Raw genomic sequence first — 20,711 nt, forward strand, 5'->3', positions numbered from 1 at the left:
GGCATGACAGGCTATGCCAGCTACACAGTGAGTGGGTGTTTTGAAAACTGAACAACAGCCAGAAAGCAGTAGGTTACTCGCGAGTCAACATGCAGGAAGCCACGGTTGGTGGCTAGACATCGCGCGGCGCGGCACACCCTTGGTAGAACCGCTGGAAAGTGGGCGTTGGAAAGTCACGTTTCTCTGGCGCGATCCGCAAGGATGTGAGTTTACCTCGGCCTATCGGCGCGTCTGGATCCATATCAACTGCCTCACCGATCATCATCAGCCTGCGCCGCCGCAGAGCCTACAACGGCTCTGTGGATCAGACGTCTGGTATTGGCAGTTGGAACTGAATGCCGACTGGCGCGGCAGCTACTGCTTTATCCCTTGTATGGACGATTGCCCGCTCCCGCAGTGCGACGACGATGCCCATGCCAACATGCACCGCGTTCGCCACTGGTGGCAGCGGGTGTTTGCCAATGCCACCGCGGATCTGCTCAACCCTTACCGCGCCTGGGCCGATGCCAGCGGGCACTTTCTCTCTGGTTTGCATATGCCGCATGCGCCGCAACAGCCAGCCTGGCGTGATTTTGACCGCTACGCCATCGCCAGCGGGCGCTGCACGCCAGCCCCTCCAGCCAAACTGCAACGGCATACCTGGCACAGCCAGCGGCTGGGCACCTCGCGCCACGTCTGGGTGTATTCCACCGGTGAAAGCCAGCCCGCTACCCGGCCACTGGCTATTTTGCTGGATGGCCAGTTCTGGGCGCAGCAGATGCCGGTTTGGGATCCGCTGATGCAATTGACCCGCACGGGCAAGCTGCCAGAAGCGGTATATCTGCTGATTGATGTGATTGACCAAAAACACCGCGCGCAGGAACTGACCTGCAACGATGAATTCTGGCTGGCGGTGCAGGAAGAATTGTTGCCGCAGGTGGCCTGTTGGGCAGCGCACAGCACGGAAGCCGCTAACACGGTGGTTGCCGGGCAAAGTTTTGGCGGGCTGTCATCGCTGTATGCTGGGCTGCGCTGGCCCGAGCGCTTTGGTGCGGCGATCAGCCAGTCCGGCTCTTTCTGGTGGCCACGGCGCGATATGTTGCAGTTGCCTACGCAGCCTGACGATGCCTGCTGGCTGATGCGCCAACTGGAACAGCAACGGTTGGGGACGCACGGCAAGCTGCGGGTATTTATGGAGGCTGGAGTGCATGAAAAGCTGATCCACCAGGTGAGCGATCGCATGGCCGATCTGCTGCGCTCTGCCGGGCATCGGGTGCAATACCGGGTGGTGGAAGGCGGGCACGACGCGCTGTGCTGGCGCGGTGGCCTGCTTGATGGCTTACAGGCGCACTGGGCGACACCGGCAACCCTTGCAGCTTCCGAACTGGCCAGCGCCCTGCACGCATAAGGAACTCATGATGGAAACCCTGAACCCTTTCGATGATGAAAACCAGCGTTGCCTTATTTTGTGCAACGAGCAGCAGCAATACAGCCTGTGGCCGGATTTCAGCGCCATCCCGGCGGGGTGGGCCCGCGTTTTTGGCCCGGCATCCCGTGGGCAATGCGTCAGTTGGCTGGAACAACATTGGCAAGACATGCGGCCCGCATCACAGCGTAAGGCGTGATGACCGACAACAGGAGTGAATACGGTGTCAGAAACCTCTCTTTTACCCGGCGAACAACAGGTGATGGTTGAACTGCCGTTGGTTGCCGCGCAGCCCGGAATTTGGGTTGCCGATCACCTTTCACCGCACGGCAATGCCTATGCGGTGGCGCATTACATTGAACTGAACGGCCCGCTAGAGAAAGATAAACTGCTGCAGGCTATCGCGCAGGGGCTAACGGAAGTGGATACCCTGCGGCTGCGTTTTGCCGAGCGCGACGGCGTGCCGATGCAGTGGTACGACAGCACGCTACCGATCATCCCTGCCGAATGGCTGGACCTGCGTGCGTCTGCCGATGCCGATGCGGCGGCGCATGCGCTGATGCAGATCGATCTGGCCGCCGAGCTGCGGGTCAGCAGCGGCAAACCGCTGTATCGGCACGTTTTGATGCAGCTATCCGACGAACGCTTCTTTTGGTATCAGCGTTATCACCATTTGGTGGTGGATGGCTTCAGTTTTACCGCTGTGGCGCGCCGTATTGCCCATATTTATACCTGCCTGTGCCAGCATCAGTTGCCTGAACCCACGCCTTTTACGCCGTTTAGCGATGTGGTGGCGGAATATCAGCAGTATCAGCAATCATCGGGTTATCAGCGTGACGCTGATTTCTGGCTGAACAAGGCGCGCCAACTGCCGGTGCCCGCCACCCTTTGCCCGCAACCCTTGGCCGGGCAGGCACCTTCTACCCGTATTCACCGCTTGGCACAAATTTGTGCGGCAGAAGATTTTGCCTCCTTGGTGGCTGCGGGCCAGCAACGGCAGCTTAATGCGGCGGATATGGCAATGGCACTGGTCGCGCTCTGGGTGGCGCGCCTGAGCGGCCAACCCAGTTTCAGCGCCGGGTTTATCTTTATGCGCCGCATGGGATCGGCTGCGCTGTGCGCCACCGGGCCGGTGATCAACGTGTTGCCGGTAGAGATGCGGGTGGATCATGATGCCACGCTGGCCGAGCTGGCGGCACACATCAGCCGCGAGCTTAAAGGGATTCGCCGCCATCAGCGCTATGACGCCGAACAGGTACAGCGGGATTTAGGGCGAGTAGGGGATGCGCAACCGCTGTATGGCACGGTGTTCAACTTCAAAATGTTCGACTACCAGCTCAATTTTAACGGCATGGTGGGTATTACCCACGATCTGGCCTCTGGACCGGTACGTGACCTGGAAATTGCGCTGTTTATTGATGAAGCAGGTACGCTGAAGATTGAACTGCTGGCTAACGCTGAACGTTATCAGTATGCAGAGCTAAAGCAGCATTTACAGCGTATTCCACTGTTGCTGCGCCAGTTTGCGGCACGGCCTGAATTGCCGATCGGCGCTGCTGATATGCTGACTAAAGAAGATCACGCCTTGCTGGCGCGAGTGAACGACACCGCCTATCCGGTTGCACCGCAGACCCTCAGCGCTTTGCTGGCGCAGCAGGCCGATAAAACGCCAGATTCCCCGGCGCTGGCCGATGGCCACTACCAGTTCAGTTACCGCGAAACTCGCGCACAGGTTCGTGCTTTGGCTGGGCGGCTGGTGGCGCAAGGCGTGCAGCCGGGGGATATCGTCGCCGTGGCACTGCCGCGCTCGGTATTTTTGTCACTGGCGCTGATGGCGATTGTTGAAGCCGGGGCCGCTTATCTCCCTTTGGATACCGGCTACCCGGATGAGCGCCTCGGCATGATGCTGGAGGATGCGGCACCGCGGCTGATTATCACCGAGCCTTCCCAACTGTCGCGTTTTGCCGGGCGTGGGGAGGTACTGTTGTATGATGCGCCGTTGGCAACCTCGGCGGCATCCCTCGATATCCCAGGCCCGACGCCGCATCATCCGGCCTATATCATCTTTACTTCGGGCTCCACCGGGCGGCCTAAAGGCGTGCTGGTGGGGCATCAGGCGATCGTCAACCGGTTGCTATGGATGCAGCATCAGTATCCGCTGGCGGCGAACGATGTGGTGCTGCAAAAAACGCCGTGCAGCTTTGATGTCTCGGTGTGGGAATTCTTCTGGCCGTTGATGGTAGGAGCGCAGTTGGTGATGGCTCCGCCGGAAGCGCACCGCGATCCACAGCAGTTATTGGCGCTGATCGCACGCCACAAGGTGACAACGATGCACTTTGTGCCGTCGATGCTGGCGGCTTTTGTCAGCGCGTTAGACAGCGAACGGGCGATCGCCGATTGTCGGCCGCTGCGCCAGGTGTTCTGCAGCGGTGAGGCGTTGCCTGCCGAGCTGTGCCGCCTGTGGCAGCGCCGCACGGCGGTGCCGCTGCACAATCTGTATGGCCCGACGGAGGCGGCGGTGGACGTCACCTGGCATCCGGCATGGGGTGAGCCGCTGGCAGCGGTGAACGGTGCCAATGTGCCGATCGGCCTGCCGGTATGGAATACCGGGTTGCGCATTCTGGATGCGCGCCTGCAGCCCGTGCCGCCGGGCGTGGCGGGCGATCTCTATCTCACCGGGGTGCAATTAGCGCAGGGCTATCTGGGCAGACCGGATCTCACCGCCAGCCGCTTTGTGGCGGATCCGCAGGGCAACGGCGGGCGTATGTATCGCACCGGTGATGTGGCCCGCTGGTTGCCCGATGGCAGCGTGGAATATCTGGGGCGCAGCGACGATCAGCTAAAAATCCGCGGCCAGCGCATTGAGCTGAGCGAAATCGATCATGCCTTATTGTCACTGCCAGGGGTCAGCCAGGCGGTGACCCATGCGCTGGTGCTGGAAAATAGCGTGGCCGATGCCCTGGGCGGTGATGCCCGGCAACTGGTGGGTTACCTGGTGGCCCAGCCCGACGTGGCTCTGGATACTGCCAGCCTGCGTGCCGCCTTGGCCGAGCGTTTGCCGCCCCATATGATGCCGGTCGCTTTGGTAGAAATGGCGGCGTTGCCGCTCAGCGCTAACGGTAAGCTCGATCGCAAAGCGCTGCCGCAGCCGCAAACCGCCGCCAGAAAGGCCGGGCGCGTGGCTAAGCCGGGGCTGGAAAGCGCCGTCGCGGCAGTATTTGCCCGCCTGTTGCAGCGGGAACAGGTGTTTGCCGACGATGATTTCTTCGCCCTGGGCGGGCATTCGCTGCTGGCGATGCGTTTGGCCGCCGAATTGCGGCGCGATTTGGGGAAAGCGGTCGCGGTGGGGCAGGTGATGGTCGCTTCAAGCGTGGAGCAACTGGCGGTATTGCTGGCGGAAGATCGCACGCAGGAAGAGGCCGAACGCTGCGGTTTCGACAGCGTATTACCGCTGCGTATTACCGATGGCCCGACGCTGTTCTGCCTGCATCCGGCTTCTGGTTTCTCCTGGCAGTTCAGCGTGTTGCCGCGTTATATCGATCAGCATTGGTCGCTGGTGGGGATCCAGTCGCCACGGCCGGATGGCCCGCTGGCGCTGGGTGAGGATATGGATCAGGTATGCGATGCGCATCTGGCGACGGTGTTGCAGGTGCAGCCGCACGGCCCGTATCACTTTATCGGCTATTCGCTAGGGGGCACCTTGGCGCAGGGGATTGCCGCCCGTTTGCTGGCACGTGGTGAACAGGTGGCGTTTCTGGGGCTGCTGGATACCTATCCGCCGGAAACCCAGAACTGGGACGTGATGCTGGACGACAACGTGCTGAAAGAGGTGCAGCGTGAACGCGAGCAGTTCATGGCGGTGTCGGAAGGGGCGTTGGGGGCCACTCAGGGGGCGATGTTTGATCATATCGAAGCCAACTATGCCGATTCGGTGCGGTTGCTGTCGCATACCCATACCGCCCGTTTCCAAGGGCAAGCAACGTTGTTTGTGGCGAAACGCACGCTGCAGGCGGGTATGAACGTGCAGCAGACCTGGGCGGAATATGTTGAAGCGTTGCAGGTGCATGAGCTGGATTGCGCGCATGTGGATATCGTCTCACCGGCGTCGTTCAAGGTGCTGGGGCCGTTGCTGAATCGGCTGTTGAGAGCGCTATAGCCACGGTTCTTGGCATCAGCAGGCGGAATGATTTGAAAAAAGCTGGCGAACAGAAAGGGGGATGTGTTCGCCAGCCAGCCGTTAGGCTAAATCTACATTCTTGCTGCCAAAGAACCAGGTAACGATGAAACCGGAGACATAAGAAATGACCACTCCAACGGCATAAACCGCCATACCCGCGTAAATCCCTTGGGCTGAGGTCATTAGCGGCAATGAGACTAATCCTGAAGGCCCAAATACCGTATTAAGCCCGATCGGTAAACCCAGCCAAGCGACCAGCCCGATAAAGAACCCACCGCAGGCACCGCCGATACAGGCAGTGATAAATGGTTTAACCCGTGGCAGAGTTACCGCATAAATTAAGGGTTCACCAACGCCTAGCAACCCTGGAATAATCGCCCCTTTGACCTGATTGCGAGTCGATGAATTCTTTTTAGCGCGGAAGTAGAGCGCCAATGCGGCCCCCACCTGCCCACCGCCCGCCATGGCAAGGATTGGGAACAGCGAATTAAAGCCTTGGGTTTCCATCAATGCGAAATAGACCGGAATAAACCCTTGGTGAATACCAAATACGACCGAAATCAGGAATAATCCAGCCAAAATCGCTGAACCGAACGGATTACCGTTCAAGTGCATAAACAGCCAAGACATCCCTTTAAACAGCTCACCGCCCAGTGGCATGATGATGGTGAAGGTTAGAGCACCGGTGATCAACAGGGTGAACGTCGAGGTTAAAATCATGTCCAGATTATCAGGGATGATTTTACGGATTTGCCGCTCGATCCACGCGCCAAGAATAGAGGCGATCAATACACCAATAATATTTCCGCGCGGATCGATAGGAAGGCCGAAGAAGTTATCGATGCCGGAAAAATAGCCTACCGTGGCCTGCGGGTTATAATTCAACACGAATAAGGCAGCAATAATAGCGCCATTGACACCGGTCCCCCCGAAGGCTTTTTGGGCGTTATAGCCAATCAGAATCGGAAGGAAGGTAAACATACCTTTGCCGAAAATTTTCATATAACCGACAAGATGCTGCAGGGTGGCATTTTTTTCCGTGGCATTGACGAGGAAACTTTGCTCCAGCAGCGTTGCGAAGCCAAGCAACATCCCGGCAGCAATAAAGCCTGGGATTAACGGAGTGAAAATGGTGGCAAACTTGGCGAGAAACTGATGAATCGCGCTGGTTTGCTTGGCCTTCATCTTACTCTTGTTGCTATTGGCTATGTCACCCAGATCGTTAGAGGTTGATGTAGCTGCAGGTGCGACATTATTGGCCGAGCCTAACAGGGTATTCATCATTTCTGCTGCAGTTTGCGCTTTACCCGGCCCTAAAATAATCTGCAGTTGGTCATCGCTGTTGATCACCCCTAAAACACCTGGGATGGCTTTCAACTGTACTTGATCAACATGCTGATTATCATTGAGCGTCAGGCGCAGGCGGGTCATACAGTGCCCACAGATTTTGACGTTATCTTTATTGCCAACCAGACTTAAAATATCTGCGATGGTTTTTTCGGTAATTTTTGCCATTACTATTTTCCTTGCTCGCTCAGTACTTGGCGAATAAACCCATTGTTTTGTTTGAGAGCAATATGAGCTTGATCCGCAGTCAGTTGCGCCAAGATCATGACGATTGCGGTCTTGCAATGGCCACCCGATTCCTTTAATGCTTTGGCGGCGGTGTCGTGGTCACAGTGGCTAGCTTGCATGACAATATTAATCTGACGCTGTACCAGCTTTAAATTGGTGGCTTCGACATCAACCATCAGGTTACCGTAAACTTTTCCTGTACGGATCATCGAGCCCGTGGTTAGCATATTCAGTACTAACTTTTGCGCGGTTCCTGCCTTCATACGTGATGAACCAGTAATCACTTCTGGCCCGACTATCGGGGTAATGGCAATATCTGCCACACGAGCCATTTCACTCTCGGCATTGCAGGTCAAGGCAATGGTTTTGGCCTGTAATGACTTGGCGTATTCTAATGCCGCGATGGTATAAGGAGTGCGCCCGCTGGCTGCAATACCAACTAACACATCATTGGCGTTAAAGCCGATGTTTTTAAGATCTTCTTGCCCCAGAGTTTGACTGTCTTCTGCATTTTCAACCGCATGCAGAATTGCTTCATGACCACCCGCAATCAGAGCGACAACCTGCTCCGGCGGAGTACCATATGTAGGCGGGCATTCGCTGGCATCAAGAATGCCAAGGCGCCCTGACGTGCCTGCGCCACAATAAATCAGGCGGCCGCCTTGCTGAAAGGCAGCAACAATGCAATCAACGGATTGCGCAATCGCAGGCAAGACAGCCTCAACGGCAAAAGCCACTTTCTTATCTTCATCATTGAGTACTTTTAGCATATCTACGGTAGAGAGCTGGTCAATATTCTCACTGGCGTGATTGCGGCTTTCTGTAGTAAGTCCGGATAGATTAATTTTCATTACAACCTCTTTGGAAAATTCCAAGCCCTAGGTAATTAAAGTACAGGAGAGCTAATGGCAGTACGCCCGTGACGTGATGTCTAATAATAAAGAAGTTAACGGCCGATTGCCCAGCGTAGGAATTCCTTCTTTTGTTCATCACTCATCTGTAAATAAAGCGTCTGTAGCGTACTGACAACCTGGGGCTTTTCTTCAGCTTTATCTTGTTTTTTCACTTCAGCAACAGGGTGTTGACTGATAGTTGGTAATAATTTGGCGTAATCTGTTCCAAACCTATTATATTCTGGTGAAACAGATTTAGCATTGAAAGGGATTGGTTTCCCTTGTGAGTCAGTCAGGTAAAACGTTGGTGATTTAGCCACTGCCTGAGTTTCACTCACGCTGAGTGGCATTTCTGTTTTTAACTTAATATGACTATTAGGGTTTACGGTAAAGGTTAATATGTGAGCGTTAGAAATTATACGTCCTTGGTTTTCATTCATGGAGCCAGGATCGTTAGGGGCATCAAAACGCACAATTAACGTCTGTTCACCGTCAGGCAATGTAACCGAATTACTGAAGGTGCTCATTTTTGCTGATTGAGCAGCCAGAATATTAACGTTGTCACCATAATCAAGCGTGACAGCGGCATGACTATTCGTCACTGTTCCTAACAGTAATAAAGAGATAAACGTAATTCTCATTATGATCCCACCTTTCGATCTTTTATAATATAAGCAGCATGTGCTACCTTGGTTTATTGAGCAAGCCGTCTTCAAGTCAGCAACTCGAATAAGTTAGGAAAGTTATTGCACAGGCAACTTGAAGTATGACGAGTATAACGTCAGAATTCGTAACGCAGACCGAGGTGATAGAAACTATCTTCGGCCGAACTGCCACCAAATGAAACCTGTCGGCCGGTGTCTACGTTTGTTCCATTCTTTCCATTACGCAGAATATAAGCACTGTAAATTGAACTGCGCGGAGTAAGTTTATATTGCACTTCAAACGTAGTATCACGCAGAGTTAATTCATCACCATCGGTGTTGTCAAGATAACGATAACCGGTACGTAATACCCAATCATTACTCACGTTATAGACGGCGGTGAATTCCAGGTCTTTATCCTTACTGTCTGCTCTGCCGTTGCTGTAACTGACGGTATCTGAAGAATACAGCAGGCCTAACATGAGCGGCCCTAGATAATATCGGGTACCAACGCCACCGTAGGTGAAAGTATCTGCCCCATTGGTACGATTACCCAGATTTTGTGCTGCACGGGTTTTCTGGAAGGCGATAACCGGCACGAGCTTACCTGCTGTTCCCATATCGAATGTATAGCGTGTGGCAGCATTGTAACCGTAGTCCAGATCTGACGTACCGTTACCGATAATGTACGCCGTAGAAACGTCAAGGTTACCGATATTATTTTGATACTGAATGGTGCCGTCTTGGCGGAAAACCTGCACTGCGGTTGGATCAACAAAGCGTGCCTGACGACCTGTAGCGACATCTGAGCTGGCGAAAACGTCACCGATGTCGGTAAACATAATCAGACCGGAAGAGACTCGACCCCCAGTAATTTTGCCGTACTGCGCGAAGTCAAAACCGGCCCAGACGTAGCGAGCGGTCAAGCTATCGTTATTACCCTCGACATTATTGGCGTATTCAGCGGCATTTACCTGATATTGTGCCAAGCCAATAATGGCAACCTGATCATTGACAACCTGGCGGCCAATAAACCCTAAGCGTCCGTCAAAATCACCCTGTGTGCTACCGGTTTTCTTGTCTGAGACATTGAATCCAAAGCGGCCATAAAGCTCAACATTGGAACCATTTTCTTCCTTATAGATCACAGCAGCGTGAGCAGTCCCACTAGCAATAATGGATGCCAGTACTGTTTTTAATATGATTTTTCTCATGTTTAACCCGTTGGTGTTTTAATAGTAATGTAATGCTATCCTTTAGCGGTGAGAATAATGTATTCTTATATTAAAATATAAAAGGAATATTTTATTCTTTTTTGATGAATTGAGATCTGCGTCAAAAAAATTTTAAAGCAGTATGGGGCTATATTAGGACTAATCGCTAGTTACACTGAAAGCCAATTACCAGAGACGGTTCAGCTTGTGATTGTGTTGATCTCAGCCGAAGAAACAAGATCCGGTTGGTAATCTGGAGATGATGGATTCTTGCGCTCTGGTAGTAACCTAGTACGGAAAAGGGATTACAGATTGGCAAGCCGTAAGCGGGCTGATCTGAAAACCCGAACGGCTTTAAGCGGTTGAATAGACGAATTATTTCCCTAACGGCACGACTAAGGGCGTATGCGAAACCGGATCGTCAATGATCATGCACTTCAGCCCATACACTTTTTCGATCAACTCGGGGGTGACGATATCTTTCGGTACGCCCTCGGCTACCACTTTACCGTCGCGCATGGCGATCAGATGGCTGGCATAGCGGCAGGCGTGGTTGAGATCGTGCAGCACCACGACCAAGGTATAGCCATTCACCCGATTCAACTGGCGCAGCAGTTCCAGCAGCTCAATCTGATGGGTGATGTCCAGCCAGGTGGTGGGTTCATCCAGCAGCAACAGCGGGGTTTGCTGTGCCAGAACCATGGCGATCCACACCCGCTGGCGCTGCCCGCCGGACAAGGTATCCACCGGCTGATCGGCCAACTGCGCCACGCCGGTAGAGCGCATCGCCTGCTCAACCGCCTGCTGATCTTCTTCCCGCCAGCGGCTGAATAACCGCTGATGCGGGTAGCGGCCACGGGCGACCAGATCGAACACCGTAATATCACCGGGGGCGATCGAGCTTTGCGGCAACAACCCAAGCTGGCGGGCGACCTCTTTGGTGGCGTAATCACGGATCTGCTGGCCGTTGAGCCATACCGAACCGGCTTGTGGCTGCATCAGGCGGCTGAGCGTTTTTAACAGCGTGGATTTACCGCAGGCGTTAGGGCCGATAATCACCGTCAGTTCACCGTGCGGAATGGACACTGACAGATCGCGCGCAACGATTTTTTTGTCGTAACTCAGCGTCAGGCTTTCGGCGCGCAGTGGCGCAGCTAACAGGTTTTCAGCATTCATTTTTTTCGCGACTCGCGGATTAATAACCAGATCAGATAAATGCCCCCCAGGCTGACGGTCAGAACCCCGACCGGTAACTGGTAGGGCATAAACAGGCGTTGGGCGGCGACATCGGCGGCCAACAGCAGCAATGCGCCGGTTAAGGCCGTCAGCAGCAACAGGCTTTGGTTGGCGCACAGGCGGCGGGCGATCTGCGGCGCTACTAGGGCAATGAACGAGATCGGGCCAGCCACGGCGGTTGCCGCTGCGGTGAGCAGCACGCTGGCCAAGAACAGCAGCAGGCGCGAACGCTCGACCGCCACCCCCAGCGCACGGGCGGTATCATCACCCATTTCCAACAGCCGCATGCGCCGTACCAGCGCGGCCAACAGCATCACCGCCAGCACGATCACCAACACGGCGGGCAGGCTTTTCGCCCAGGAGATACCGTTGAGTGAGCCCGCGCTCCACAAACCGGCGGTCATCGCCGATTCCAGCGAGGCGCTGACGATCATCCAGGTATTAAGGGCAACCAGCAGGGCGCGCACCGCAATGCCGACAATAATCAGGCGGAAAGCCTCTACGCCATTGCGCCAGGCCAGCAGGTAGATCATCCCGGCGGTGATCAAGCCACCGGCCAGCGCGCCAGAGGTGATCCCGAGAATACCGCCGTTAAACAGCACGATAACCACCAGTACACCGCTGTAAGCGCCGGTATTGAAACCGATCACGTCCGGGCTACCGAGCGGGTTGCGCAGCAACGACTGAAAGATGGCTCCGCTGATGCCCAACGCCGCCCCTAGCAACAGCGCCATCGCAACCCGCGGCAAGCGCCACTGGGTAACGATCACCGCCAGATTCGCCGGGCCTTCGCCGCGCAGAGCGTCCAGCACCTGCATAGCGCTGAGCGGCAGCGTGCCGGAAGCGAGGGCGTAAACCGCCAATGCCAGGCAGGCAAACAGCAAGAGCAGGGCGGTGACCAGCGGGCGCGCCAGCCGCCGTGGTTTTTTGGCGATCGCCAAGCGAGAAACCAGCACGCTCATCCTATCCTCCCCGCCGGAACATACGGCGCTGGCGTACCAGCATAATCAGCACCGGCGCGCCAATCAGCGACAGCACGATAGAAACCTGCAATTCGCCCGGTACCAGAAAGCGGCCAAGCAGATCGGCTGCTAGCAGCAGAATCGGCGTTAACACCAGAGTCCAGGGCAGCATCCAGCCCAGCTCCGGCCCCGATAGCCGCCGGGCAATGTGCGGCATCATCAGCCCGACAAAGGCGATCGGGCCCACGGCAGCGGTTGCTGCGCCGCACAGCAAGGTAATTGCCAGCAGGCCGATCAGCTGGGTGCGCACAATGCCGGTGCCCAGCGCGGCTGCCAGTTCGTTGCCCATGCTCAGGCTGTTCAGCGCTTTGGTCAGCCACAGGGTAATGCCTGTCCCCAACAGGATCGGCAGGGCAACGGTGCGCACCACCGCCATGTTTTGAACGTCGAGGGAACCGGCCTGCCAGAAACGCAGTTGGTCGAACACCTGTGGGTTGAGCAGGGCGATGCCGGAAGACAAGCCTTCCAGCACTGCCGCCAGCGCCACCCCGGCCAGCGTCAGGCGAACCGGGCTGAGGCGGCTGCCGCCCAGCGCACCGACCAGCGCCACCAATAATGAGGCAAACAGTGCGCCGGCAAAGGCGAACCACAGATAGTGGCTAACGTCGGTTGCGCCGAAGAAGGTGATCCCTAATACCACCGCGAAACCGGCACCGGAGTTAACCCCCAGAATGCCGGGATCGGCCAGCGGGTTACGGGTGAGGGTTTGCATCAGCGCACCGGCCAGCCCGAGGGCCATACCGGCCAACACGCCGATCAGCGTGCGGGGCAGGCGTGCTTCGGTCACGATGATGCAGTCGGCAGTGGCGCATTGCCCATTCAGCGCCTCAAGCACGGTGGCAGCGGGGAGTGATTTTGCTCCTAACGACAGGCTGAGCACCACCATTAACAGCAGAAAGGCAACGGCACACAGCAGCCCAAGCAGGCGCGGCCAGCATGAACGGGATAAGCCCAGTGACTGGGCCGGTAACGGGAGGGAGCAATTGTGAGTAAGCCGGAACATGACAGCCCATTATCAATTGAATATAAATGATACTTATTATCATTATTGATTGTATTTATCTATGGTAGCATAGCAGCCCGAGCAGCACTAGCGCTGTTCCTGATGAGTTTTAAGCTGCATAACGGAATGAGGTTGTGGTGATAACAAGATGAATAAGCCCTCTATTTTGCTCGATTTTGGCCTGCTGAAAACCAATGCGGCCTTTCGTGCGGTATTTTGCGCCCGTTTTATTTCGATTCTGGCGCTCGGCCTGATGGCGATTGCTATTCCGGTACAGATCCAGGCGTTAACCGGTTCCACCTTGTTGGTCGGGCTGGCGGTGACCTTGGCTGGCTGCGGGATGTTTGCTGGCTTGCTCATGGGAGGCGTGCTGGCCGATCGCTATGAGCGCCGCCGCCTGATCCTGTTTGCCCGTTCCACCTGCGGCATCGGTTTTGTCGGGCTGTGTGTGAATGCGGCGTTGCCTGCACCCTCATTGAGCGCGATCTATCTGCTGGCGGTGTGGGACGGTTTCTTTGGTGCGGTGGGCGTGACCGCCTTACTGGCCGCTACACCGGCGCTGGTGGGGCGCGAGAATATCGTGCAGGCCGGAGCCATCAGTATGCTGACCGTGCGTTTTGGCTCGATCCTCTCACCGGCGATTGGCGGTGCGGTGATCGCCAGCGCCGGTGTCGCCTGGAACTACGGCCTGGCGGCGTTAGGCACGGTGCTGACGTTGATCCCTTTATTGCGTTTACCGCAGTTGCAGCCGCCACCGCAGCCGCGTGAGCATCCGCTGCGTGCCCTGATCGGCGGCTTCACCTTTTTGCTGCAAAATAAAGTGATCGGTATGGTGGCGCTGGTCGGCGCGCTGCTGACCATGGCCAGTGCGGTGCGGGTGTTGTACCCGGCGATATCTGGCATGTGGCATGTCAGCACCGGGCATTTGGGCCTGATGTATGCCGCCGTACCGCTGGGGGCGGCGATCGGTGCTTTCACCAGCGGGCGAGTGGCGCAGGTTGCCCGGCCGGGTTGGGTGATGCTGTTGACGGCGATCGCCGCATTTGCCGCCATCGGGCTGTTTGGCCTGATGCCCTGGTATGGTATGGCATTGCTGTGCCTGGTGGCCTTTGGCTATCTCAGTGCGTTGAACTCTCTGCTGCAATACGGGCTGATTCAGAACCTGACGCCGGATGCGTTTCTTGGCCGTATCAACGGGCTGTGGACCGCCCAGAACGTGGTCGGTGATGCGCTTGGGGCACTGCTGTTGGGCACCATGGGAGTGTTTATGCTGCCGGAAATGACCTCAACCAGCTTTGGCTTTGGCGCGGTGCTGCTGGCGGTGGTGTTGGCATTTGCCATGCGCGGTTTGCGCCAGGTGGGCAGTGGCGGGCTGCAACCCGCCACAGAAGCTACTGAGAAATAAATAATTGCTCAAGACGTGCCAGCAGGTTGCTGGCGCTGTAGTAATCCAGGCGGAATGTGTCGTTGCCCAGCGCATAAACCCGCTGGTTTTCTACCGCGGGCAGATGCGCCAGAAAGCGGTTGCTCATCAGCCGCTGCGCGTCGGTTTCGTCATTGGCAAACAGCAGCAGGGTCTGGCCATTCAGGCCCTGTGCCAGATTTTCTCCCCCTAGCTGAACAATGTCTTTGCGCACTCCCTGACTGGTGCTGGCGTTGAGCTTCGGCGGCAGCGTCGCCAGGGTAAAACCTAACTGTTGCAGCAGTTGCCCCTGCGAAGAATTGGCGGTCCACAGGTTGGCGTTTTTGCCATCGCTGCGTAACACCAGCGCCGATGTGGGCTGCGGGGGCAACGTTATCCGCTGTTTTAGTGCCTGTTCCCGTGCGGCAAACTCAGCCACCACTTTTTCAGCCTGGGCCTCATGCCCGGTTGCTTGGCCGAGTATCTGCGCCAGCTCCTGCCAGCTCTTGTCGTCGTAATTCACCACCAGTACCGGGGCGATGGCCGATAACTGATCGTACAACCGTAGTGCGGAATCGGCACCGGTAGCAGACATCACAATCAGGTCTGGGGCTTCAGCGGCTATCGCTTCAGCATTGGCTTCACCGATGTATAAACGCTTCACACCGCGCTGGGCGGCGATCTCACCCCACTGATGGAAGAAGCCCTGCCGATCCGACAGCCGGTTGTTTGGGCTGGTGGCTCCGCTGGCGATCACCGGGGCATCAATGGCCAATAGGGTGCCGGTGACGGTGACGCTGGTGGAAACAATCCGCAGCGGTGGGTGGCTGAGGGCCACCACGCCGTGTGGGGTGGTAAGGCTGCGTGGCCATTCTGCTGTGGTGGATGCCTGAGCTATGCCCAGTGCCAACAAGCCGAACAGCGCCAGACCGAATCGCAAGGTAGGTATCATTGTCGGAATCTCGGGTTAAATGTTAATGGTTATCATTTTAATGAATGAAATCAAAAAATGTATACGCCGATTTTGATGGAAAGGGCTTTTACATTTATTGACATGGCAAATTCGGAAAGGTATTTTACCGCAACGTAATACAAATGATAATCATTATTATATTGGTTGTTGTTTCCAAATAGAGGAAGTGCCAATGGTGTTAGCCGTTAAGGGTACCGAACAAGAGGAGCTGCAAAGCAGGGACCGTGCGCCACAGTCAGCTACCGTTTCCCCAACCACAGGCTTCTTTTTTACTTCTCCTTATCGTAGCCTGAGCACGCAAGGATGCTTCGCCAAGATCACGCAACCGGCCGCCGATGGTGACAACCTGCAAGGTGCCTTCCAGCAGGGGGTACAACAGGCGTTTGCCCAGGCCCGGCAGGCAGGAGTAACCAACCCGGTGCTGTGCGGTGCCATTCCTTTCGATACCCGTCAGCCCTCGGCGTTATTTATCCCGCAGCAAACCCAATGGTTTGAACGCCAAGCCTTTATGGCCAGCGTGAAGCCAACGCTGGCCGCGTTGCCGACGATCGTCCGTCAGAGTGAATTGCCGAAGCAGACGCAGTTTATGCAAATGGTCGCCGATGCGGTGCAGGTGACCGGCGGTGAACAATTAGAGAAGGTAGTGCTTTCCCGCCTGTTGGACATTGAAACCAGCAAGCAGATAGATCCGCACGCGCTGATGATGCGCATCATTGCCCAGAATCCACAGGGCTTCCATTTCCATGTGCCGCTCAACGAAGGGGCATTGGTCGGAGCCAGCCCTGAGCTGCTGCTGCGTATGTGTGGCAGCCAGTTCCATTCAAATCCGCTGGCAGGATCGGCGCGGCGTGAAGCCGATCCTCTGCAGGATCGTCAAGCCGGTGAACGGCTGTTGGTGTCGAGCAAAGATCGCCATGAACACCAGATTGTCACCGCCGGTATGCGCCAGGTTTTGCATGGCCGCTGCCGCCATCTGCATATCCCTGCGGTTCCTGAACTGCTGAGTACCCCCACGCTGTGGCACCTTTCGACGCCGATCGACGGCGAAGTGGCGGATCGGGCAGAAAATGCGCTGTCGCTTGCCTGTTTGCTGCACCCGACGCCTGCACTCTGCGGCACGCCGATGCTGGCTGCGCGCGAACTGATCGCACAGTTGGAGCCTTTTGAACGTGGGCTGTTTGGCGGCATCGTTGGCTGGTGCGACGCCGAAGGGAACGGCGAATGGGTGGTTACCATCCGTTGCGGCACCGTCAAGGCTAATCAGGTACGTCTGTTTGCCGGTGCGGGCATTGTGCCGGACTCATCACCGCAGGCCGAGTGGCATGAAACTGGCACCAAGCTCAGCACCATGCTGCGCGCTTTTGGTCTTCAAGGATAAACACCTTATGAGTATCGCTTTTACCCCCTGGCCCGAGGATTTCGCGCGCCGCTACCGTGAACGTGGCTACTGGCTCGATAAGCCGCTGACCGCGATCTTAACCCGGCAGGCAGACAATGACGCCGTCGCCTTGATTGACGCACAACGCAGCCTGAGTTACCGCGAACTGGAGCAGCTTTCCGATCGCCTGGCCGCCGCGCTGTTGCGCCGGGGAGTGCAGGCGGGTGATACCGCGCTGGTGCAGCTTGGTAACGTGGTGGAATTCTATGTGGTGTTCTTTGCCCTGCTGAAGATCGGCGTGGTGCCGGTGAATGCATTGTTCAGCCATCAACGCAGTGAATTGAACGCCTATGCCAGCCAGATTAAACCTGCGCTGCTGATCGCCGATCGGCAACATAGCCTGTTTGCGCAGGACGATTTTCTGATGACGTTTAAGCAACAGCATCCTTCATTGCGCGTGGTGGGGTTGCGCAATCAGCCAGCAGGGGAGCACGCCCTGGCCGCCTGGCTGGAAGAGGATGGCAGCGGTTTTACCCCCACCCCGACTGCTGCCGATCGGGTGGCGTTTTTCCAGCTTTCGGGGGGGAGTACCGGCACGCCGAAGCTGATCCCTCGCACCCATAACGACTACTACTACAGCATTCGCCGCAGCGTGGAGATCTGCCGCTTCGATCCTGCGACCCGTTACCTGTGCGCGTTGCCAGTGGCACACAATTACCCGATGAGTTCTCCGGGGGTTCTTGGCGTGCTGTATGCGGCCGGGCTGGTGGTGTTCGCTGCCGATCCCGCCGCTGCGCAGTGTTTCAGGCTGATCGAGCAGCATCAGATCACCGTCACCGCGCTGGTGCCGCCTGCCGTCACGTTATGGCTACAGGCGATTGAAGAGTGGGGCAGCAACCACCAGTTAGCCAGCCTGCAACTTTTGCAGGTGGGCGGTGCCAAGCTGGGGGAAACCCTGGCGGCGCGTATTCGCACCGAGATCGGCTGCCAGTTGCAACAGGTATTCGGCATGGCCGAAGGGCTGGTGAACTACACCCTGCTTGACGACGATGACCAACACATTCTTACCACCCAGGGTACGCCAATGTGCCCGGATGATGAGCTGTGGGTGGCGGATGAGCAAGGCAACCCGTTGCCGGTGGGGGAAACTGGCCGCCTGATGACGCGTGGCCCCTATACCTTCCGGGGGTATTACCAGAGCCCAGAGCACAACGCGGAAGCCTTTGACGAGAACGGTTTCTACTGTTCGGGCGACTTGATCAGCCTAACGGCAGACGGCTATGTGCAGGTTCAGGGGCGGCAGAAAGACCAGATTAACCGCGGTGGTGAAAAGATTGCCGCCGAAGAGATTGAAAACCTGTTGCTGCGCCATGCGGAAGTGGTTAATGCCGCGCTGGTTTCGATGCCGGATACGCTGATGGGGGAGAAAAGCTGCGCCTTTATTGTGGCGCACCGCGCCGTAAAACCGGTGGCGCTGCGCCGCCATCTGCGTGAGCAGGGCGTGGCAGAGTTCAAATTGCCCGATCGCTTTATTCAGGTGGAGTCGCTGCCGTTAACCCCGGTCGGCAAGGTCGATAAACAATATCTGCGTCAACATTTAACTCAGGCTCAGGGAGAATAAACCATGGCCATTCCTAAACTTAACGATTACGCGCTGCCAACGCCGAGCGAATTGCCCGTCAACAAGGTGAGCTGGGCTTTTGAGCCGCCGCGTGCCGCATTGTTGATCCACGATATGCAGCAGTATTTCCTCAACTTCTGGGGCGAGGACAGCCCGCTGATTAAGCAGGTGATAGAGAATATCGCCAAGCTGCGCCGCTACTGCAAAGAACAGGGTATCCCGGTGTTTTATACCGCACAGCCTAATCAGCAGAGTGATGAAGATCGGGCGCTGTTGAACGATATGTGGGGGTCGGGCCTGAACAAACACCCCGAGCAGCAGGCGGTGGTTAGCGCATTGGCGCCGGATGCTGACGATACCGTGCTGGTGAAATGGCGTTACAGCGCCTTTCATCGCTCACCGTTGCAGGAGATTTTGCAGGAAAGCGGGCGCGATCAACTGATTATCTGCGGGGTCTATGCCCATATCGGCTGTATGACCACCGCCATCGACGCGTTTATGCGCAATATCAAGCCATTCATGGTTGCCGATGGTTTGGCGGATTTTTCACAGGATGAACACCTGATGGCGCTGCGCTATACCGCCGGGCGCTGTGGCCGTGTGGTGATGACCGCCGATCTGCTGCCGGGCACGATCAGTATTGATGCCCTTCGCCAACAGATCATTCCATTGCTCGATGAAGACAGCGAAGACATCGGCAATGATGAAAACCTGATTGATTATGGCCTGGATTCGGTGCGCATCATGGAGTTAGCGACCCGTTGGCGCAAGATCCGCGAGGATATCGATTTTATCGCGTTGGCAAAATCCCCCACGATTGATAGCTGGTGGGCGCTGCTTTCTCAGGGGAAATCCTGATGGTTAACGGATACGATTTTACCGCTAAGCGGGTGTGGGTGACCGGGGCCGGGGCGGGGATTGGTTATCAAACGGCGCTGGCGTTCGTGCAGTGCGGTGCCGAGGTGACTGGCTTCGATTTACGTTTTGATGGTCAGGATTATCCGTTCCGCACCGAGGTGCTGGATATTGCCGACGGTGAGGCCGTCGATCGCGTTTGTCGGCGGTTATTGGCGGCACAGCCAGAGCTGGATGTGCTGGTGAATGGGGCGGGGATCTTGCGCATGGGCTTGGCCGATGAAACCAGCAGCGCCGACTGGCTGGCCTGCATGGCGGTGAATGCGGGCGGGGCGTTCAATATGTTCCGCCAGACGTTGCCGGTATTCCGCCGCCAGCGGCGCGGGGCGATCGTCAGCGTAGCCTCTAACGCTGCCCACGTGCCGCGCGTCGGCATGGCGGCTTACTGCGCTTCTAAAGCCGCCCTGCGCAGCCTGTGTCACACGGTGGGGTTAGAGATGGCGCCCTACGGGGTGCGCTGTAACCTGGTTTCCCCAGGATCCACCAATACGCCCATGCAGCGCGGCATGTGGCAGGACGAAAGCGGTGAGCGTAAGACGATTAATGGCTTCCCTGAACAGTTTAAGCTCGGGATCCCGCTCGGGAAAATTGCTCAGCCGCAGGAGATTGCCGACGCCGTTCTGTTCCTGGCCTCGGAGCGCGCCAGCCATATTACGTTGCAAGATATTGTGATTGACGGCGGGGCTACGCTGGCGGCTTGATGGTTGGCTGTTTTATAAGGTTAACTAGCCCTCTCTCCTTAGGAAAAGAGTTGGGAGGGGGCACCTTTTGCATTCGCTGTATGATTTGGATTGATGGTCTGTTTGAGCACTGTGGAGTTCGTGCAGGATTGACTCGGCCTTCGGGCAACGCTGCGCGTTGTCGTCTCGCTTCGCCATTTACTCGTCTCATCCATGAGACTCGCCCTACGGGCCAGCGCAAGCGCTGTTCAAAATCGTTCCCGACGATTTTGTCGAACCTGAACGCAGGTTCTCATCCAACACGACCACAGGGGATTCTGTTATATCGGGTGTTTGGAAAGTTGATGGTGGAATATATACGAAAAAAGCGCCTAAAGGCGCTTTTTTCTGTATTGGTGGGTCGTGCAGGATTCGAACCTGCGACCAATTGATTAAAAGTCAACTGCTCTACCGACTGAGCTAACGACCCGCAGAAGTGGTGGGTGATGACGGGCTCGAACCGCCGACCCCCTCCGTGTAAAGGAGATGCTCTACCAACTGAGCTAATCACCCACTTCAGGACTTCCAGGTTAC

At 56.5% G+C, this 20,711-nt stretch carries 16 protein-coding genes and 2 tRNA genes; 8 read left to right on the plus strand and 10 right to left on the minus strand.

Annotation, left to right across the window (positions count from 1 at the left end; all coding sequences use genetic code 11):
• Positions 1-40: 40 nt before the first annotated feature.
• From fes to BMI79_RS20640, 3 genes are all read left to right on the plus strand, one after another.
• Positions 41-1,387 (plus strand): enterochelin esterase, encoded by a 1,347-nt coding sequence (fes, locus tag BMI79_RS20630; protein WP_076944106.1) that lies wholly within the window; start codon positions 41-43, stop codon positions 1,385-1,387.
• Positions 1,388-1,397: 10 nt separating this feature from the next.
• Positions 1,398-1,604: an MbtH family protein gene (locus BMI79_RS20635; protein ID WP_076944034.1), complete on the plus strand. Its 207-nt coding sequence runs from the start codon at positions 1,398-1,400 to the stop codon at positions 1,602-1,604.
• A gap of 63 nt (positions 1,605-1,667) precedes the next feature.
• On the plus strand, positions 1,668-5,561 hold the full coding sequence (locus BMI79_RS20640) for an enterobactin synthase subunit F (RefSeq protein ID WP_095996167.1): 3,894 nt from the start codon (positions 1,668-1,670) through the stop codon (positions 5,559-5,561).
• Positions 5,562-5,642: 81 nt separating this feature from the next.
• Here the strand turns inward: BMI79_RS20640 and murP are convergent, their stop codons facing one another.
• From murP to fepD, 7 genes are all read right to left on the minus strand, one after another.
• Positions 5,643-7,097 carry a PTS N-acetylmuramic acid transporter subunit IIBC gene (gene murP / locus BMI79_RS20645; protein WP_076944036.1) on the minus strand — a complete coding sequence of 485 codons (1,455 nt, stop codon included), beginning with the start codon at positions 7,095-7,097 and terminating at the stop codon, positions 5,643-5,645.
• 2 nt (positions 7,098-7,099) lie between these two features.
• A complete protein-coding gene (gene murQ / locus BMI79_RS20650) occupies positions 7,100-8,008 on the minus strand; it encodes an N-acetylmuramic acid 6-phosphate etherase (RefSeq protein WP_076944037.1) in 909 nt (302 codons plus the stop codon).
• Between the two features lie 95 nt (positions 8,009-8,103).
• Complete coding sequence (locus tag BMI79_RS20655) at positions 8,104-8,691, minus strand: DUF2057 family protein (protein WP_076944038.1); 588 nt, start codon at positions 8,689-8,691, stop codon at positions 8,104-8,106.
• A 140-nt stretch (positions 8,692-8,831) separates the two neighbouring features.
• Positions 8,832-9,908, minus strand: a complete 1,077-nt coding sequence (locus BMI79_RS20660) for a porin (RefSeq protein WP_076944039.1) — start codon at positions 9,906-9,908, stop codon at positions 8,832-8,834.
• A gap of 375 nt (positions 9,909-10,283) precedes the next feature.
• Positions 10,284-11,084, minus strand: a complete 801-nt coding sequence (locus BMI79_RS20665) for an ATP-binding cassette domain-containing protein (protein ID WP_076944040.1) — start codon at positions 11,082-11,084, stop codon at positions 10,284-10,286.
• Positions 11,081-12,106: an iron-enterobactin ABC transporter permease gene (gene fepG, locus BMI79_RS20670; protein WP_076944041.1), complete on the minus strand. Its 1,026-nt coding sequence runs from the start codon at positions 12,104-12,106 to the stop codon at positions 11,081-11,083. Before fepG ends, BMI79_RS20665 begins: the two co-directional genes overlap by 4 nt.
• A gap of 1 nt (position 12,107) precedes the next feature.
• Complete coding sequence (gene fepD / locus BMI79_RS20675; RefSeq protein ID WP_076944042.1) at positions 12,108-13,169, minus strand: Fe(3+)-siderophore ABC transporter permease; 1,062 nt, start codon at positions 13,167-13,169, stop codon at positions 12,108-12,110.
• 148 nt (positions 13,170-13,317) lie between these two features.
• Between fepD and entS the strand changes: the two genes are divergently transcribed.
• Positions 13,318-14,574 (plus strand): enterobactin transporter EntS, encoded by a 1,257-nt coding sequence (gene entS / locus BMI79_RS20680; protein WP_076944043.1) that lies wholly within the window; start codon positions 13,318-13,320, stop codon positions 14,572-14,574.
• Here the strand turns inward: entS and fepB are convergent.
• Complete coding sequence (gene fepB, locus BMI79_RS20685; protein WP_076944044.1) at positions 14,561-15,523, minus strand: Fe2+-enterobactin ABC transporter substrate-binding protein; 963 nt, start codon at positions 15,521-15,523, stop codon at positions 14,561-14,563. The genes entS and fepB overlap by 14 nt on opposite strands.
• A 193-nt stretch (positions 15,524-15,716) precedes the next feature.
• Between fepB and BMI79_RS20690 the strand changes: the two genes are divergently transcribed.
• Genes BMI79_RS20690 through dhbA form a run of 4 tightly spaced genes read left to right on the plus strand, consistent with a single transcriptional unit; the run spans position 15,717 to position 20,159 of the window.
• Positions 15,717-16,922: an isochorismate synthase gene (locus BMI79_RS20690; RefSeq protein ID WP_076944045.1), complete on the plus strand. Its 1,206-nt coding sequence runs from the start codon at positions 15,717-15,719 to the stop codon at positions 16,920-16,922.
• A 7-nt stretch (positions 16,923-16,929) separates the two neighbouring features.
• Complete coding sequence (locus BMI79_RS20695; protein ID WP_076944046.1) at positions 16,930-18,543, plus strand: (2,3-dihydroxybenzoyl)adenylate synthase; 1,614 nt, start codon at positions 16,930-16,932, stop codon at positions 18,541-18,543.
• Between the two features lie 3 nt (positions 18,544-18,546).
• Positions 18,547-19,401 (plus strand): isochorismatase, encoded by an 855-nt coding sequence (locus BMI79_RS20700; protein WP_076944047.1) that lies wholly within the window; start codon positions 18,547-18,549, stop codon positions 19,399-19,401.
• A complete protein-coding gene (gene dhbA / locus BMI79_RS20705) occupies positions 19,401-20,159 on the plus strand; it encodes a 2,3-dihydro-2,3-dihydroxybenzoate dehydrogenase (RefSeq protein WP_076944048.1) in 759 nt (252 codons plus the stop codon). Before BMI79_RS20700 ends, dhbA begins: the two co-directional genes overlap by 1 nt.
• A 372-nt stretch (positions 20,160-20,531) precedes the next feature.
• Here dhbA and BMI79_RS20710 read toward each other — a convergent pair.
• Positions 20,532-20,607: transfer RNA gene (locus tag BMI79_RS20710), tRNA-Lys, on the minus strand.
• Between the two features lie 7 nt (positions 20,608-20,614).
• Positions 20,615-20,690, minus strand: a tRNA-Val gene (locus tag BMI79_RS20715).
• Between the last annotated feature and the right edge of the window lie 21 nt (positions 20,691-20,711).

It is taken from the genome of Serratia oryzae (genome assembly GCF_001976145.1).
Classification (GTDB): domain Bacteria; phylum Pseudomonadota; class Gammaproteobacteria; order Enterobacterales; family Enterobacteriaceae; genus Chania; species Chania oryzae.